The 14815-nt window shown below is 68.9% G+C and carries 13 protein-coding genes; 6 read left to right on the plus strand and 7 right to left on the minus strand.

The window, feature by feature from the left end; all coding sequences use genetic code 11:
• Nucleotides 1-35: 35 nt before the first annotated feature.
• The 3 genes from hpf to QOL82_RS04175 all read right to left on the minus strand — a co-directional run bounded on the left by hpf (nt 36) and on the right by QOL82_RS04175 (nt 3038).
• Nucleotides 36-389 (minus strand): ribosome hibernation-promoting factor, HPF/YfiA family, encoded by a 354-nt coding sequence (gene hpf, locus QOL82_RS04165; RefSeq protein ID WP_283440984.1) that lies wholly within the window; start codon nt 387-389, stop codon nt 36-38.
• A gap of 176 nt (nt 390-565) precedes the next feature.
• Complete coding sequence (locus QOL82_RS04170; RefSeq protein ID WP_283440985.1) at nt 566-1330, minus strand: ZIP family metal transporter; 765 nt, start codon at nt 1328-1330, stop codon at nt 566-568.
• A 10-nt stretch (nt 1331-1340) separates the two neighbouring features.
• Nucleotides 1341-3038, minus strand: coding sequence for a thiamine pyrophosphate-binding protein (locus QOL82_RS04175; RefSeq protein WP_283440986.1), 1698 nt, complete (start codon nt 3036-3038; stop codon nt 1341-1343).
• Between the two features lie 251 nt (nt 3039-3289).
• Between QOL82_RS04175 and QOL82_RS04180 the strand changes: the two genes are divergently transcribed.
• Genes QOL82_RS04180 through QOL82_RS04190 form a run of 3 tightly spaced genes read left to right on the plus strand, consistent with a single transcriptional unit; the run spans nt 3290 to nt 8448 of the window.
• Complete coding sequence (locus QOL82_RS04180; protein WP_283440987.1) at nt 3290-3871, plus strand: DUF2760 domain-containing protein; 582 nt, start codon at nt 3290-3292, stop codon at nt 3869-3871.
• Complete coding sequence (locus tag QOL82_RS04185) at nt 3868-5712, plus strand: Hsp70 family protein (RefSeq protein WP_283440988.1); 1845 nt, start codon at nt 3868-3870, stop codon at nt 5710-5712. The genes QOL82_RS04180 and QOL82_RS04185 overlap by 4 nt, the downstream gene beginning before the upstream one ends.
• Before the next feature lie 3 nt (nt 5713-5715).
• Nucleotides 5716-8448 (plus strand): Hsp70 family protein, encoded by a 2733-nt coding sequence (locus QOL82_RS04190; protein ID WP_283440989.1) that lies wholly within the window; start codon nt 5716-5718, stop codon nt 8446-8448.
• Nucleotides 8449-8564: 116 nt separating this feature from the next.
• Here the strand turns inward: QOL82_RS04190 and QOL82_RS04195 are convergent, their stop codons facing one another.
• A complete protein-coding gene (locus QOL82_RS04195) occupies nt 8565-8933 on the minus strand; it encodes a DUF423 domain-containing protein (protein ID WP_283440990.1) in 369 nt (122 codons plus the stop codon).
• 177 nt (nt 8934-9110) lie between these two features.
• On the opposite strand from QOL82_RS04195, the gene QOL82_RS04200 reads away from it, so the two are divergent.
• Nucleotides 9111-9662 carry an ATP-dependent Clp protease proteolytic subunit gene (locus QOL82_RS04200; RefSeq protein ID WP_283440991.1) on the plus strand — a complete coding sequence of 184 codons (552 nt, stop codon included), beginning with the start codon at nt 9111-9113 and terminating at the stop codon, nt 9660-9662.
• Between the two features lie 53 nt (nt 9663-9715).
• On the opposite strand, the gene QOL82_RS04205 is transcribed toward QOL82_RS04200, so the two are convergent.
• Nucleotides 9716-9991, minus strand: coding sequence for a KGG domain-containing protein (locus QOL82_RS04205; protein WP_283440992.1), 276 nt, complete (start codon nt 9989-9991; stop codon nt 9716-9718).
• A 370-nt stretch (nt 9992-10361) separates the two neighbouring features.
• On the opposite strand from QOL82_RS04205, the gene QOL82_RS04210 reads away from it, so the two are divergent.
• Complete coding sequence (locus tag QOL82_RS04210; RefSeq protein WP_283440993.1) at nt 10362-10790, plus strand: hypothetical protein; 429 nt, start codon at nt 10362-10364, stop codon at nt 10788-10790.
• 274 nt (nt 10791-11064) lie between these two features.
• Here QOL82_RS04210 and QOL82_RS04215 read toward each other — a convergent pair whose 3' ends face one another.
• Together QOL82_RS04215 and QOL82_RS04220 are read right to left on the minus strand one after the other, a co-directional pair.
• Nucleotides 11065-11487 (minus strand): bacteriohemerythrin, encoded by a 423-nt coding sequence (locus tag QOL82_RS04215; RefSeq protein ID WP_283440994.1) that lies wholly within the window; start codon nt 11485-11487, stop codon nt 11065-11067.
• The gene (locus tag QOL82_RS04220) at nt 11484-11921 is read right to left on the minus strand and encodes a universal stress protein (RefSeq protein WP_283440995.1); all 438 of its coding nucleotides are present in this window, start codon (nt 11919-11921) and stop codon (nt 11484-11486) included. The genes QOL82_RS04215 and QOL82_RS04220 overlap by 4 nt, the downstream gene beginning before the upstream one ends.
• A gap of 203 nt (nt 11922-12124) precedes the next feature.
• Here QOL82_RS04220 and QOL82_RS04225 point away from each other — a divergent pair, with 203 nt between their 5' ends.
• On the plus strand, nt 12125-14812 hold the full coding sequence (locus QOL82_RS04225) for a bifunctional diguanylate cyclase/phosphodiesterase (RefSeq protein ID WP_283440996.1): 2688 nt from the start codon (nt 12125-12127) through the stop codon (nt 14810-14812).
• The last annotated feature ends 3 nt before the right edge of the window (nt 14813-14815 follow it).

A 14815-nucleotide genomic window follows, 5' to 3' on the forward strand; every position in this document is an offset into this window, starting at 1 on the left:
CCGGCTGAAGCAACGAGCCGGCCGGCGCCATGCGCCTAGAGTTCGTCCTCGGCCGTGACTTCACCGGCCCGCTTCTGGCTTTCCTGCCTGTGCCCCTGGGTTTTGCCCTTGATCTTCTGGACCTGGCGATCCAGCTTGTCCATCATCATGTCGATGGCGGCGTACAGGTTCTCGGCATAGCACTCGGCGTGGATGACATCGCCCTTGATGCGCAGGTTGGCTTCCGCGCGCTGCCGCTTTTCCTTCTCCGCCGGCGCCTCGACGCCGAGCACCACTGCTACATCGATGACCTGGTCAAAGTGGCTGATGACCCGCTCCAGCTTGGTTTCGACGTACTCCCGGATGGCTGGGGTAAGCTCGACGTGGTGTCCCGTGATCAAAATATTCATTCAATTCTCCTTTTCCAATCTGGAATCGATCAGAGTTTGAAGTGGATAAATGGTTCAGCTAGCTGGACAGGTGATTGATCGGATGCAAATAAGCTTGCTGCGATGGAAGCAGCCGGGCCGCAATGCTCGCATCATGGTCGGTCGCCACGCTTGCGCGCCTTGCCTGCCCGCCCTGCCTACCCGCCGAGTTTGCTCAGCACAAAGGCGGCGAGGAAGCCGGTGACGGTTATGAGCCCCGCAAAGTTGTGCGCCACCTCGAACGCCTCCGGAATCATCGTATCGGCCAGCATCGCCAGTATCGCACCGGCGGCCACCGCGGTGGTGGCCGCGATCACTTCATCCGAAAATCCCTGGAACACCGTGTAGCCGACCAGCGCGGCGATGCCGGACGTCAATGCGATGCCGGCCCAGATGCCGAAGATATAGCCCGCGCTGCGCCCGGCCTTCTTCATGCCTGCCGCGCTGGACAGCCCTTCCGGTATGTTGGACAGAAAGATCGCGATCACCGCGACCCGGCTGACGGCGCCGCCGTTGAGCATGCTCAGGCCAATGACGATGGATTCCGGCACGCCGTCAAGCAGCGCGCCGACCGCGATCGCCAGGCCGCTGCCCGCGTGCTCCTGCTCCGACGGCTGGTGACCGCCCGAGCGTTTCCGGTGCTTGGCGCCCCGCTTTTCCAGCAGCCAGTTGACCGCCGTATAGACCGTCGCGCCGCCGAGGAAACCGATGGCGGTGGAATCGAAGCCGCCTTGGCGGAAGGCCTCGTCCATCAGCTCGAAGGACAGCGCCGAGATCAGCACGCCGCTGCCGAATGCCATGACGCCGGCGATCAGCCGCTGCGGCACATGCACGAAGTAGGCGAAGGCCGCGCCGATCAGCAGCGCGCCGCCGGCCACCAGCCCCCAGAAGCCGGCCAGGGCCCACATCGGGACAGCGCTCATCGGCGCCGCACTAGGAAGCCTGCTGCAGCCGCACCGCCGGCGTGATCTGGCGCGGGTCGGTGCGCAGCTCCAAGAGCGCCGCCTTGCCGCTGGCGCGGGCGCGCTCGAAGGCGGCGGCGAAGTCCGCGGTGTCTTCCACCAGCTCGCCGTAGGCGCCGAACGAATGGGCCAGCGCTACGAAGTCCGGGTTGTGGATCGCCGTCGCGCTGATCCGCCCCGGGAAGCGTTTTTCCTGGTGCATGCGTATCGTGCCGTACATGCCGTTGTTGACGACGATGACGATGCAGCCCGCGCCGTACTGCATCGCGGTGGCCAGTTCCTGCGGATACATCAGGAAACAGCCGTCGCCGGCCAGGCAGACCACGTCCTGTTCCGGGTGCCGCAGCTTGGCCGCGATCGCGGCGGGAAAACCGTAGCCCATCGCGCCGCAGGTCGGCGCGAGTTGCGTGCGGCCTTGCCGGTAGCGATAGAAGCGGTGCAGCCAGACGCTGTAATTCCCGGCGCCGTTGCAGAGGATGGCGCCGTCCGGCAGCGTGCCGTCCAGCATGTTGATCACCGGCCCCATGTCGACGCCCTGGTAATCGGCTGCCGCCGCGGGCACCGCGGTGAAAGCCTCGTAGTCCGCATGCGCCGACGCGGTCCACGCCGCCCAGACCGCGTCCTGCGGCGGCGGCAGGCTTTTCAGCATCGCCGCCGCGTGGCCGACGCCGGCGTTGATCGCCAGGTCGGCCTGGTAGACCCGGCCCAGCTCATTCGCATCGGCATGGATGTGCACCAGCTTCTGCGCCGGCTTCGGCACGGCCAGGTGGACATAGCCGTCGGTGGTGATGTCGCCCAGCCGGGTGCCGACCGCGATCACCAGGTCCGCCTGGCGGACCCGCTCGGCAAGCTTCGGGTTGATGCCCAGGCTCATGTGGCCGGCGTATTGGGCGTCGCGGTTGTCGAACAGGTCCTGGCGGCGGAATGCGCAGGCGACCGGCAGGTTCCAGGCACGGGCGAAGGCGGCGAAATCCGCGCGCGCCTGCCCGCTCCAGTTGGCGCCGCCGACGATCACCAGCGGCTGCCTGGCTTCCGCCAGCGCGGCGGCCAGCGCCTCGGCGTCGCCCGGAGCCGGTGCGCTGGCCGACGGCCGGTATGCCGGCGCGTCGGCAACGACCGTCGAGCCGTCCAGCACGTCTTCCGGCAGCGCCAGCACGACCGGCCCCGGCCGGCCCGAGGTGGCGACATGGAAGGCGCGCGCGACCAGTTCCGGGATGCGGTCGATGTCGTCGATCTCGGCGACCCACTTGGCGAGCGGGCCGAACATCTGCACATAGTCGACTTCCTGGAATGCCTCGCGGCCGCGGTGCTCGCGGGCGACCTGGCCGATGAAGAGGATCATCGGCGTCGAATCCTGGAACGCGATATGCACGCCGATGCTGGCATGCGTGGCGCCGGGTCCGCGGGTGACGAAGCAGATGCCGGGCCGGCCGGTCAGCTTGCCGTCGGCCTCGGCCATGTTGGCGGCCGCGCCTTCGTGCTTGCTGACGATGGTGTCGATCTCGGGCGTGTCATGCAGCGCGTCCAGCACGTCGAGGTAGCTTTCGCCGGGAACGCAGAACAGGCGGTCGGTGCCATGCTTGCGCAGCGCGTCCACCAGGATGCGGCCGCCGCTGCGGGCAGTGCTTTCGGTCTTGTTGTCTCGGTCGGTCAGGGTCTTTGAGTTCATCGAAATCGTCACTATTGGTTTTATGGATTCGTCCCCGGTCGCGGGGCCCGGCACCGCGCATTACACCATAGGGTGCTTGAAAATGCCCGAACCGGATGCAGTTACCGCCCCAGTGACCGCTGACCGGACGCGACAATGAAATCCGTTCTCGCCGGCGATCTCGCCGAACGCCGGCGATTTCCGCCAGATCAAGTCGCATTCGTCCGGCTTCTGACATAATCCCCCGCTTGTCGCAATCAAAGGAAGAGTCAATGAATAAGCCCAACCAGGACCGGCCAGGCGCCCGTCCATCGTTCTTTAATCGTGTATCGCTCGCCTTCAGCGCTTTTTTCCGGATTGTGGGCAATCCGGATTACGCGGAACGTATCGACAGGATGCCCGAGGGCGCCGAAGCGCCGGCCCGTCCTGCCGCCCAGCCCGAGGCGAAGCCGGCGCTGCGCATCCTGAAGGAATCCTCGCCCGACGCCGCGCTGCAGCTGCTGGGCATCCTGCAGCGCGACGCGCGCCTGATCGATTTTGCGCAGGAAGACCTGTCCGGCTACAGCGACGCCGACATCGGCGCCGCCGCCCGCGTGGTGCATGAAGGCTGCCGCAAGGTGCTGCGCGAACATTTCATGATCGAACCCGTGCTGCGCGAAAGCGAGGGCAGCCCGATCGCCGTGAGTCCCGGCTTCGACGCCGCCGCGATCCGGCTGACCGGCAACGTGGTCGGCACCGCGCCGTTCAACGGCGTGGTCGGCCACCGCGGCTGGCGCGCGACCGACGTCCACCTGCCCAAGGTCGCCGACGGCCACAACGTGCACGTGCTGGCCCCGGCGGAGGTGGAGCTGTGACTGCGGCGCGCTACAGCATCGGCATCGACCTCGGCACCACCCACAGCGCGCTGGCCTGGGTCGACACCAGCGCGTCCGACGGCGAGAAGACCAGCAACGGCGTGCTGCCGATGCCGCAGCTGACCGGCCCCGGCGCGGTCGAGGCGCTGCCGCTGCTGCCGTCCTTCCTCTACCTGCCTCATGCCGACGAACTGCCGCCCGGCGCGCTGGCCCTGCCCTGGACCGACAGCCTGCCGTACGCGGTCGGCGAATTCGCGCGCAGCCGCGGCGCGGGCACGCCGATCCGGCTGGTGTCCAGCGCCAAGAGCTGGCTGTCGCATCCCGGCGTGGACCGGCGCGCGGCCATCCTGCCGGTCGACGCGCCGCCCGACCTGGCGAAAGTCTCGCCGGTCGATGCATCGATCCGCTATCTCGACCACCTGAAGCAGGCGTGGAACAACGCCCACCCGGACGCGCCGTTCGACCAGCAGGATGTGACCGTCACCATCCCGGCCTCGTTCGACCCGGCCGCCCGCGAGCTGACCGCCGAGGCCGCGCGCGCGGCCGGCTACGACAGCCTGACGCTGCTGGAAGAACCGCAGGCGGCGCTCTACAGCTGGATACAGGGCAGCGGCGGCAACTGGCGCAAGGAAGTGCGGACCGGCGACATCATCCTGGTGGTGGACGTCGGCGGCGGCACCAGCGACTTTTCGCTGATCGCGGTGCTGGAGCGCGAAGGCAACCTGGAACTGCACCGGGTGGCGGTGGGCGACCATATCCTGCTCGGCGGCGACAACATGGACCTGACGCTGGCCTACGGCATGGCGCAGAAGCTGGCTGCCAACGGCACCCGGCTCGACCCGTGGCAGATGCGCTCGCTGACCCATGCCTGCCGCGCGGCCAAGGAAAGCCTGCTGTCGGACGCCGCGCTCGAATCGGTGCCGGTGGTCATCCCCAGCCGCGGCTCCAAGCTGATCGGCGGCGCGATCCGCGCAGACCTCAGCCGCGAGGACGTGGCCGCCACCATCCTCGAAGGCTTCTTTCCGCAGGTCGACGCGTCGGCCCGCCCGGCTGCGCGCACCCGCGCCGGCCTGACGCAGATCGGCCTGCCGTTCGCGCAGGACGCGGCCATCACCCGCCACCTGGCCGCCTTCCTCGGCCGCCAGCAGGGCGCGACCGCCGAGCTGGACGGATTCGTCGAGCAGCATCCCGGCGCGACCTTCCTGCACCCGACCGCCGTGCTGTTCAACGGCGGCATCTTCAAGTCGGACCTGCTGGCCTCGCGCACGCTGGAGACGGTCAACCGCTGGCTCGCGGCGGAAAACGCGCCGCCAGCGCGGCTGCTGGCCGGCGCTGACCTCGACCTCGCCGTTGCGCGCGGCGCCGCCTATTACGGCCACGTGCGGCGCGGACGCGGCGTCCGCATCCGCGGCGGCACGGCTGCCGCCTACTATGTCGCCGTCGAATCGGCGATGCCCGCAATCCCCGGCATGGCGCCGCCGATCCAGGCGTTGTGCGTCGCGCCGTTCGGCATGGAAGAAGGCGCCGAGGCTGCGGTGCTGGACCAGGAATTCGGCCTGGTGGTCGGCGAGCCGGTGCATTTCCGTTTCTTCGGCTCGACCGTGCGGCGCCAGGACGGCGTCGGCACGCTGCTCGACTTCTGGCAGGATGACGAACTGCAGGAGCTCGACGAGATCCAGGCGACGCTCCCGGCCGATGGCCGCCAGCCCGGCCAGGTGGTCGAGGTCCGGCTGCAGTCGCGCGTCAGCGAGACCGGCACGCTGGAGCTGGCCGCCGTGCCGCGCGACGGCAGCGCACGCTGGAATGTCGAGTTCGACGTGCGCGGCGCCGTTCCCGGTTAAGCAATGGCCCGCTATGTGGTCGGCATCGACCTCGGCACGACCAACACCGTCGTCGCCTATGCGGCGCCGGGCGATGCGTCGGTGCGGGTGTTCGAGGTCGAGCAGCTCGTCGCGCCCGGCGAAGTGCGGGCCGAAGCCCTGCTGCCATCGCTGCGCTACCAGCCCGCGCCCGGCGAGTTCGCGCCCGGCGCACTGCGCCTGCCGTGGAGCGCCGGCGACGAGCCGGCCATCGTCGGCGCGCTGGCGCGGCGGCTCGGCGCCCAAGTGCCGGGCCGGCTGGTGTCCAGCGCCAAGAGCTGGCTGTCGCATGCGGCGGTGGACCGCAGCGCGCCCATCCTGCCCTGGGGCGCGCCGGACGACGTCGAGAAAGTCTCGCCGCTGGCGGCCAGCGCCGGCTATCTTGCCCATGTGAGGCACGCCTGGAATGCCCGCTTCCCGGCGCATCCGCTGGAAAAGCAGGACCTGGTGCTCACCATCCCGGCCTCGTTCGACGAGGGCGCGCGGGCGCTGACCGTCGAGGCGGCGCGGATGGCCGGCCTGCCGCGCCTGCACCTGGTCGAGGAACCGCAGGCGGCGCTGCATGACTGGCTGTACCGGCACCGGGCGTCGCTGGCGGCCGGGCTTGCCGGCAGCCGGCTGATCCTGGTGGCCGACGTCGGCGGCGGCACCACCGACTTCAGCCTGATCAGCGTCCGGCTCGAGAACGGCGAACCGGCGCTGGAGCGCATCGGCGTCGGCCAGCACCTGATGCTGGGCGGCGACAACATGGACCTGGTGCTGGCCCACCTGGCGGAGTCGCGGCTGCAGCCGGCGCAGGCCGGCCAGGCGCCGCAGAAACTGTCGGCGAGCCGCCTGTCCCAGCTGATGGAGCGCTGCCGCGCGGCCAAGGAACAGTTGCTGGCGGCCGATGCGCCGGAACGCGCGCCGGTGACGCTGCTGGGCGGCGGCAGCCGTCTGGTCGGCGCCAGCCGCACCGTCGAACTGGGCCGCGACGAGGTCAGGACGATGCTGGTCGATGGCTTCCTCCCGGCCGTCGGCCTGGCGGAGAAAAGCAAGCCGCGCCGCGCCGGCCTGGTCGAGTTCGGCCTGCCGTATGCGAGCGACCCGGCCATCACCCGCCACCTGGCCAGTTTCCTGCAGCAGCATGCGGACGACAGCGGCGCGCCGGCGATGCCGGACACGCTGCTGCTGAACGGCGGCGTGTTCCGCGCCTCGGCATTGTCGGAACGGCTGCGGCAGGTGCTCGAAGGCTGGCGCGGCGCGCCGCTGCGCCTGCTTGAAAACGACGACCCGGACGTCGCGGTCGCACGCGGCGCGGTCGCCTACGGGCTATCGCGCAGCGGCGCGGCGCCGCGCATCGCCGGCGGCGCGGCCCGGAGCTATTTCCTGGCGCTCGAAGGCGGCGACGCGGCCGACACCGGCGTCTGCATCCTGCCGCGCGGCAGCCAGCCGGGACAGGAACTGCTGCTGGAAGACCGGGCCTTCGCGCTGCGCGTCGGCCAGCCGGTGCGTTTTCACCTGGCGTCGTCGACCGGGGCCGGCAATGCCGGGCAGCTGGTCGACCTGGCAGACATCGGCGCGCTGCGGCTGCCGCCGCTGGCGGCGGTGCTGCCGGCCGGCGAGGCTGGCGGCAAGGGTGAGATCGAGGTGCGGCTGGCCAGCATGCTGACCGAGGTCGGCACGCTGCAGGTCGCCTGCGTCGCCGCGAAGAATCCGGCGCAGCGCTGGCAGCTCGAATTCCAGCTGCGCGGCGCGGAAGCCGCGGCCGACAGCGCGGAGGCCAGGCTGCCTGTGCGTTTTCCGCAGGCGGTGGAAGCGATCGAACGCGTGTTTTTGCTGCGCGGCCAGAAGCTGGCGCCGAAGGACGTCCGGCAGCTGCGGCTGCAGCTGGAAAAGCTGCTGGGCAGCCGCGAGCGCTGGGACCTGCCGCTGCTGCGCAAGCTGTTCGACACGCTGTGGAAAGCCGCGCGCGGCCGCCGCCGTTCGGCCGACCATGAACGGCTGTGGCTGAACCTGGCCGGCTACTGCCTGCGGCCCGGCACCGGCTATCCGCTCGACGACTGGCGCATCGAACAGCTATGGACGATATTCCCGGACGGCGTGCAGCACCGCGGCGACAGCCAGGCCTGCGCGGAATGGTGGACGCTGTGGCGGCGCGCCGCCGGCGGCCTGCCGGCGGAAGCCCAGCTGCGGCTGCTCGAGGACTTCGCCTTCAATGTCCAGGCGGATGAAAAGGAACGCCGCCAGCGGCCCCAGAACCTGCCGCCGGGCGGGCTGGACGACATGCTGCGGCTGGCAGCGTCGCTTGAACGGATCCCGGGCAGCTACAAGGTGGAGATCGGCGACTGGATGCTGGAGCAGTTGCAGGCGTTACCGGACCAGCGGCTGATGCTGTGGGCGCTGGGCCGGGTCGGTGCGCGGATGCCGCTGCAGGGCAGCGCGCATGAAGTCGCGCCGGCCGAGGCCGCGGAGCGCTGGGTTGCCTGGCTGCTGACGCTGGACTGGCGGCGCATCGAACCGGCCGCCTTCGCCGCCGCGAATATCGCCCGCATGACCGGCGACCGCAGCCGCGACCTCGACCCGGCGTTGCGGCAGCAGGTGGCGGCCCGACTGCGCGAAGCCCGCGCCGCGCCCGCATGGAGCGCGATGGTGCTGGAACTGGTGCAGCTCGACGAGGCCGACGAGCAGCGGGTGCTCGGAGATTCCCTGCCGCCCGGCCTCAAGCTGCTGCCATAGCGGTTCGCCCCATATCGCTCCCGGTCTGCCACGCGCCATGACACCTCGTAGGGTGTAACAAGCGAGAGCGCATTACACCCTGCGAGCCTGCGAGCCGCGCAGACGAAGACCGGTTTTCAACCCTTCGCGACGGCCCATGCGAGGCAGGCCCAGGCTGCCAGCCAGGCCAGGCCGCCCAGCGGCGTGATCGCGCCGAGCCAGCGCACGCCGGTCAGGCTCAGCAGGTACAGGCTGCCGGAAAACAGCAGCGTGCCGGCAATGAACAGCCAGCCCGCCGCATTCGCCGCGCCGCCCGGCCAGCGGCCGATGATCCAGGCCGTGGCAATCAGCGCGAACGCATGGTACATCTGGTAGCGGACGCCGACCTCGAACACGGCCAGCAGGTCGGGAGCGAGCCGGGACTTGAGCGCATGCGCGCCGAATGCGCCGCCGGCGACACCGATGAAAGCCGAGATCGCGCCGGCAATGATGAAGAGTTTTTCCATCCGCGCATTATAGGGAAGCCTGGCTCGAAGGCGCGGGCCGTTTCCGGGGCTTTCCGCCCGGCGGGACAAAAAGCCGTCGGTCCGATCCCCAGAACAAATCTGCGCTGCTGCGATCTGACATCGAACAGATGAAATTCACCGCCGCGCCTTACGGCCTGGCAAAAGGAGGAATGTCGCATGGAGAACGATGCAGGCGCCGAAGCCTGGTACACCCTGTCGGGCGATGTGAACGATTCGATGGTGCGTCGGGTGTTCGACGCCAGCGCGCAGATGGCGCAGGAAGGCGTGCAGGTGGCGCACCTGCTGCTGCACTCGCACGGCGGCTATATCAGCGACGGCCTGTGCCTGTACAACGTGCTGTCGGCGTCGCCCGTGCGCTTCGTGATGTACAACGCCGGCGTGGTCGCGTCGATCGCGGTCACGCTCTTCCTCGCGGGCCAGCAGCGCTACGCATCGGAAACGGCGCGCTTCATGATCCACAAGTCGCATGCGTCGCCCAACGCCGGCATCGGTGCCGATGAACTCGCGGTCGTGGTCGAGGGACTGCGGGCCGACGACCATCGCACCGAGTCCGTGCTGCGCAAGTTCCTGCGGCTTACGCCTGAACAGCTGCTGGTGCATGCGCGCACGGACCTGCACCTGACGGCCCGCGACGCGCTGGCCGCGGGCCTGATCGACGAGATCCGCGACTTCAGCCCACGGCCCGGCGCACGCCTGATCAACATCTGACAGCCTTCCCGCCTCGGGCGGCTGCCGGCTGAGCGCGCGCCGCGCCCGCCGGTTTATTTGCCGGCGGTATCGACCTCGGCTTGCGCGCCGTCGGCCCCGCCGGCTTGCGCCGCACGGCCCCGGTTGGCGCTGTTCTTCCGGCTCATGCTGCCGGCGCGCCGCGCTTCTTCCGAAGTGAACTCATGCGCATTGCCGCTCAGGTGTGCGGCACGACCGCCTGCGCTGGCAATCGCGCGCTGCTGGTTCGGGTCCATGGACGCAAAGCCGCGACGGCTGGTGCGCTCGCCCTGTTTGCCCTGTTCCTTAACGTCCTGCTTGGTGGAGGCCATGATCGATTTCCTTTCAATGCGGTTAAGCGGATGCCGGATGCCGCAGTTAGCAAAAGGCAATGCGCCGGCATAAGCTCATCCTAGCCAACAGCGCTGCAACTCTCTATAGGACGATAGCCCGGCCGTGTGTCAGAAATGCGCACCATGACCGTTATTCCGGTGCTCTGAAGACATGCCCCGGGCTTACGCGTCCTTCCGGACGAGCAGTGCCAGCTTGATACGGTGCAAGGCTTTAAGCAGAACTGTTGCGCAAAGCGCCATCCCGCCCCGTTTGTTTGAACTCCGTGCCGCATACCTTTCTAACAGGCATGCGCTGCGCCGGCATGCATCATGCGCCGGCCACTTTTCAAACGGTTTTCAGGAGATTCATATGAACAAGCCATCCATCGCTATCCTGGTTTCATCGCTGCTGCTTGCTGGCAGCGCCCTGGCGCAGGTCAACCCGACGACGCCAACCGACCGCTCCGGCCACGGCGCGCATTCGGACGCGACGAAAAAAGGCCCGAGCGGCATCGCGCGCGACGGCGACACGCCGTCGGTCAACCGCCGCAGCGACGCAACGGGCTCGCCCGGCGCCACTGCGAACAGCGACCGCCTGTCGGCGCCATCCGGAAGTTCGAGTTCGGGTGCGACCGGCAGCGGCCTCGGCAGCGGCGGTCTCGAAGGCGGCGCCAGCCGGCAACCCGGCACGGGCCTGAAGTCATCCGGCAGCGCCGGATCGGCCGCCGGCAGCGGCGCGTCGAATGCGGCAGGTTCGGGCGGCATGGGCGGCGGCGCCACCGGCGGAACGATGCGCTAGGCATCACGAGAGTGACAAACCGCGCTGCTGATGGCGCGGTTTTTTTTGTCTGTTGTTAAATGAATGGTTCTCTGGATAGTTGCATTTAACCGGTAAACGCAAGGGATAACAGCTACAGGCCGTTATCCCTCGGTGTTTTTGGATTGGTCTGCGTAACTCCTGCTGGCAGGATCTAATTGTTTCCTCCGGTGCGCAGGCAGTAATCGCCGCCGTTGCCCTGTTGCCTGCGTTAGTTCCTGCCAGCGGCGCACACCGCGCAGCCAGCCCGCCCCCGCTAGGCCGGCGTCTCCCGCGCCGGCGTGCTCACGCCGGCCGCAAGCGCGCCGTCCATGGTCGCAATGTGCAGCATGAACCAGCCCGGCAGCATCGCGACAAGGTCGCGCCCGGCGGCGAGGTCGCCGGCCATCACCTGCCGCGCGACATGATGCAGCCCGCCCAGCATCCGCGCATGCTGTTCCCGGTGGCCATGCAGGCCCGAAAAGGCGGTCCGCTCCATCAGCGCCTCCTCCTCGCGGAAGTCGCGTTCGACGCGCGCGACGAAGCCGGTGTAACGGTCCGCGAACTGTGCATCCTGCTCATCTTCCAGCGCCGCCAGTTCGCTGAGCAGTTCGCGGTGGCAGGCGTCCACCGCGTCCACCCCCACGCTGAGCTGCGGCGACCAGTAGCGCCCTGCCCGCGCGGCGTCCTCATCGCTCATCGGAACACCATCACCGGCAGCATCGTGTGCGCCAGCACCTTCTGGGTCTCGCTGCCGACAAACAGCCGGTTGATGCCCTTGCGGCCGTGGGACGCCATGAAGATCGCGTCGCAGCCGAGATCCTTGGCGGTATTGGTGATTTCCTCGTAGGGGCTGAAAGACAGCGCGACCCGGGCGTCGCACTGGACGCCGGCGGCGCTGGCGAGTTCGGCAACCTCGGTCACGAAGCGCCGCGCATTGTCCTGCATTTCCTTCTCATAGCGGCTCTGGTCGGGCAGATAGGTCGACTCCGCCAGCGCCGAGTATGGATAGGGTTCGGCCACAGACAGTGCGGTGATCCGTGCGCCCACGGCAGCGGCAAACTCGACGGCGGCCTTGGCTGCCTTGGCAGACAGCGGCGAGCCGTCGGTTGGAACCAGCAGATGCTTGAACATGTTGATCTCCTATGGGAAACGATGGCCCGGTGGCCCCGGATTGAAAGCAAGGCCATGCTAGAACCCCGCCCCCGGCGCTCCCTTGAGCTACATCAAAATTCGCCGGGTCGCATTCCGGCCCGCTGCGGGGGCTTCATTAATTCCGCGGATGGCCGTAAATACCCCATCAGCAGCCCGCTGCCACTGGACACAGCGACACTCGAATGGCTAAAAGAAGAGTCGAAATTCCTGCGATGATCGCCGCCATCCGGCGGATACCGCCGCTCGCCCTGATCGTTTTCATCAGCTGCAGCCTGCTGATCGGGCTGGTATGGAGCATCGAGGCCGCGCGCTCGACCAACCGCCATGCGCTGGCCAACGCCGCCGCGCAGCGCCAGGCGCAGGCGCTGTCGCGCGCCTATGCCGAGCAGCTGCGCCGCGGCATCGGCGAACTGGACCAGATCACCCTCACCCTCAAGTATTACTGGGAACACACCCGCGGCAGCGTGTCGCTCGAGGACCAGGCCGAGCACGGGATGTACCCGAAGTCGGACGGACTGTATGTGCTCATCGTCGACAGCAAGGGCGATACGGTTTCCGGCACGCTTCCGGCGCGCGTGGCCGTGTCGGACCGCGAGTATTTCCGCGTGCACCAGGCGGGCCGGGCGTCCGGGCTGTATATCTCGGAGCCGTACATCGGACGGACCACGGGCAAGCAGGTCCTCGCATTCTCGCGCGCGCTCCGGAAACCCGACGGCAGCTTCGACGGCGTGGTGATGGTCGCGGTCGAGGCGCCGTATCTCGCCGCCTTCTATGACCGGTCCAGCCTGGGCGAGCAGGACTTCATCGCGGTGCACCGGGCCGACGGCGAGTTCCTGGCGGCCAAGGTCGGCGGCACCCTGGACGGCAACAACGCGCGCCTCTTCCCGGCGCCGCCGCGCTTCGACCAGGCTTCCGGCCTGAAGGCGCTCGACGCCAGCCAGTTTGCCGACGGCGCCGCCCGGCTGGTCGCCTGGCAGCGGCTGTCGGGCTACCCGCTGACCGCAACGGTGGGCCTCGCGGCGGCCGATATCCAGGCCGGCGCCGACGATGCGTCGGACCATGCCCGCCAGACCGCGCTGGGCGTCACCGCGCTGCTGGCCGTCGCCGGCTTCTGCGGCATCGTCGCGTCGCTGCGCGCGGCCGAACGGGCCAGGCGCGAGGCACGCGTGAAGGACACCTACCGGCTCGCCACCGATAGCGCCCGCGAGGGTTTCTTCATGATCCGCAGCATCGCCGACGAGCATGGCGAGATCGTCGATTTCGTGGTCCAGGACTGCAACGAGCGCGGCGCGGCCTTCGTCGGCTTCGGCCGCGACGAGCTGCTGGGCATGCGCTTCCGCGAGCTGTACCGCGGCGCCGCGCTGTCCAAGGTGATGGGCATCTTCCGCCTGGCGATGGACACCGGCTTCCACGAGGATGAATTCATGGCCCGGCGCGACCGCGGCGGGCGTCCGCTCTGGCTGCAGCGCAAGCTGGTGCGCTCGGAGGATGCGCTGGCGATGACGGTGCGCGACATCTCCGACGCCAAGGCGCATGCGCAGGCGCTGGCGCGCCTGGCCTGCGAGGATGCGCTGACCACGCTGCATAACCGCCACTGGCTGATGCAGACGATGCCGCAGTCGCTGGAAGCGGCCCGCGCCGGCGGGCGCCAGCTGGCGCTGCTGTTCTTCGACCTCGACGACTTCAAGAACGTCAACAACACGCTGGGCCATGCGGCCGGCGACGACCTGCTGCGGCTGACCGCGCTGCGGCTGCGCGCGGCGCTGCGCCCGGGCGACCATGCGGTGCGCCTCGGCGGCGACGAGTTCACGGTGGTCCTCGAACAGGTCGACAGCGTCGACGACGTGGCCCGGATCACCGAGCGCGTGATCGCCGCGCTCGGCGAACCATTTGTGCTGTCCGACGGCAGCCGCCATGAAGTCCATGCGTCGATCGGCATCAGCATGTTCCCGGACGACGGCAACGACGCGGACACGCTGCTCAAGCATGCGGACATCGCGATGTATGCGGTCAAGGCCGGCGGCAAGGGCCAGTACCGCTTCTACCAGCCGGCGCTGTCGGCCAGCCTGGTGCAGCGGCTGGCGCTGGAGCAGGCGCTGCGGGACGCGGTCGACGAAGACCAGTTCGTGCTGCACTACCAGCCGCGGGTCGACGCCGTGACCGGCGAGCTGCGCAGCATGGAGGCGCTGGTGCGCTGGCAGCATCCGCTGCGCGGCCTGGTCGGCCCGCTGGAATTCATCGGCGTGGCCGAGTCCATGGGCCTGATCGAGGCGCTGGGATGCCAGGTGGCCGACAAGGTGTGCCGGCAGCTGCGCGCATGGCAGGCCGACGGCCTGCCGCTGGTGCCCGTGTCGATCAACGTGTCGGCCCGGCAGTTCAACCACGGCGACGTGCCGGGCATGATCGCCCGCTGCATGTCCCGCCACGGCGTGCCGGCGTCGCTGCTGGAAGTCGAGCTGACAGAGTCCTGCATGCTGGCCACCGACCGCCCCGTGGCCGACGAGCTGACCGCGCTGAAGGCGCTCGGCATCAAGCTGCTGGTGGACGACTTCGGCACCGGCTATTCGTCGCTGTCGCAGCTGCAGCAGCTGGACCTGGATGTGCTGAAAGTGGACCGCGCGTTTACCGCGCAGCTGCGCAACGGCCGCGAAGGCATGGCGTTTTTCCGGGCCATCGTGTCGATGGCGCACGTGCTGCGCATGAGCGTGGTCGCGGAAGGCGTCGAGAATGCCGAGGAGCTGGCGATACTGCAGGACCTCGGATGCGACGAGGTCCAGGGCTATTACGTGTCGCGGCCGCTGCCGGCCGCGGCGGCGGCCCGGCTGCTGCGCGCCGGCAGCCTGTTCCCGGCGTTGCTGCAGAGCGCCTGATCA

It is taken from the genome of Noviherbaspirillum suwonense (assembly GCF_900182955.1).
Lineage (GTDB): Bacteria > Pseudomonadota > Gammaproteobacteria > Burkholderiales > Burkholderiaceae_D > Noviherbaspirillum_A > Noviherbaspirillum_A suwonense.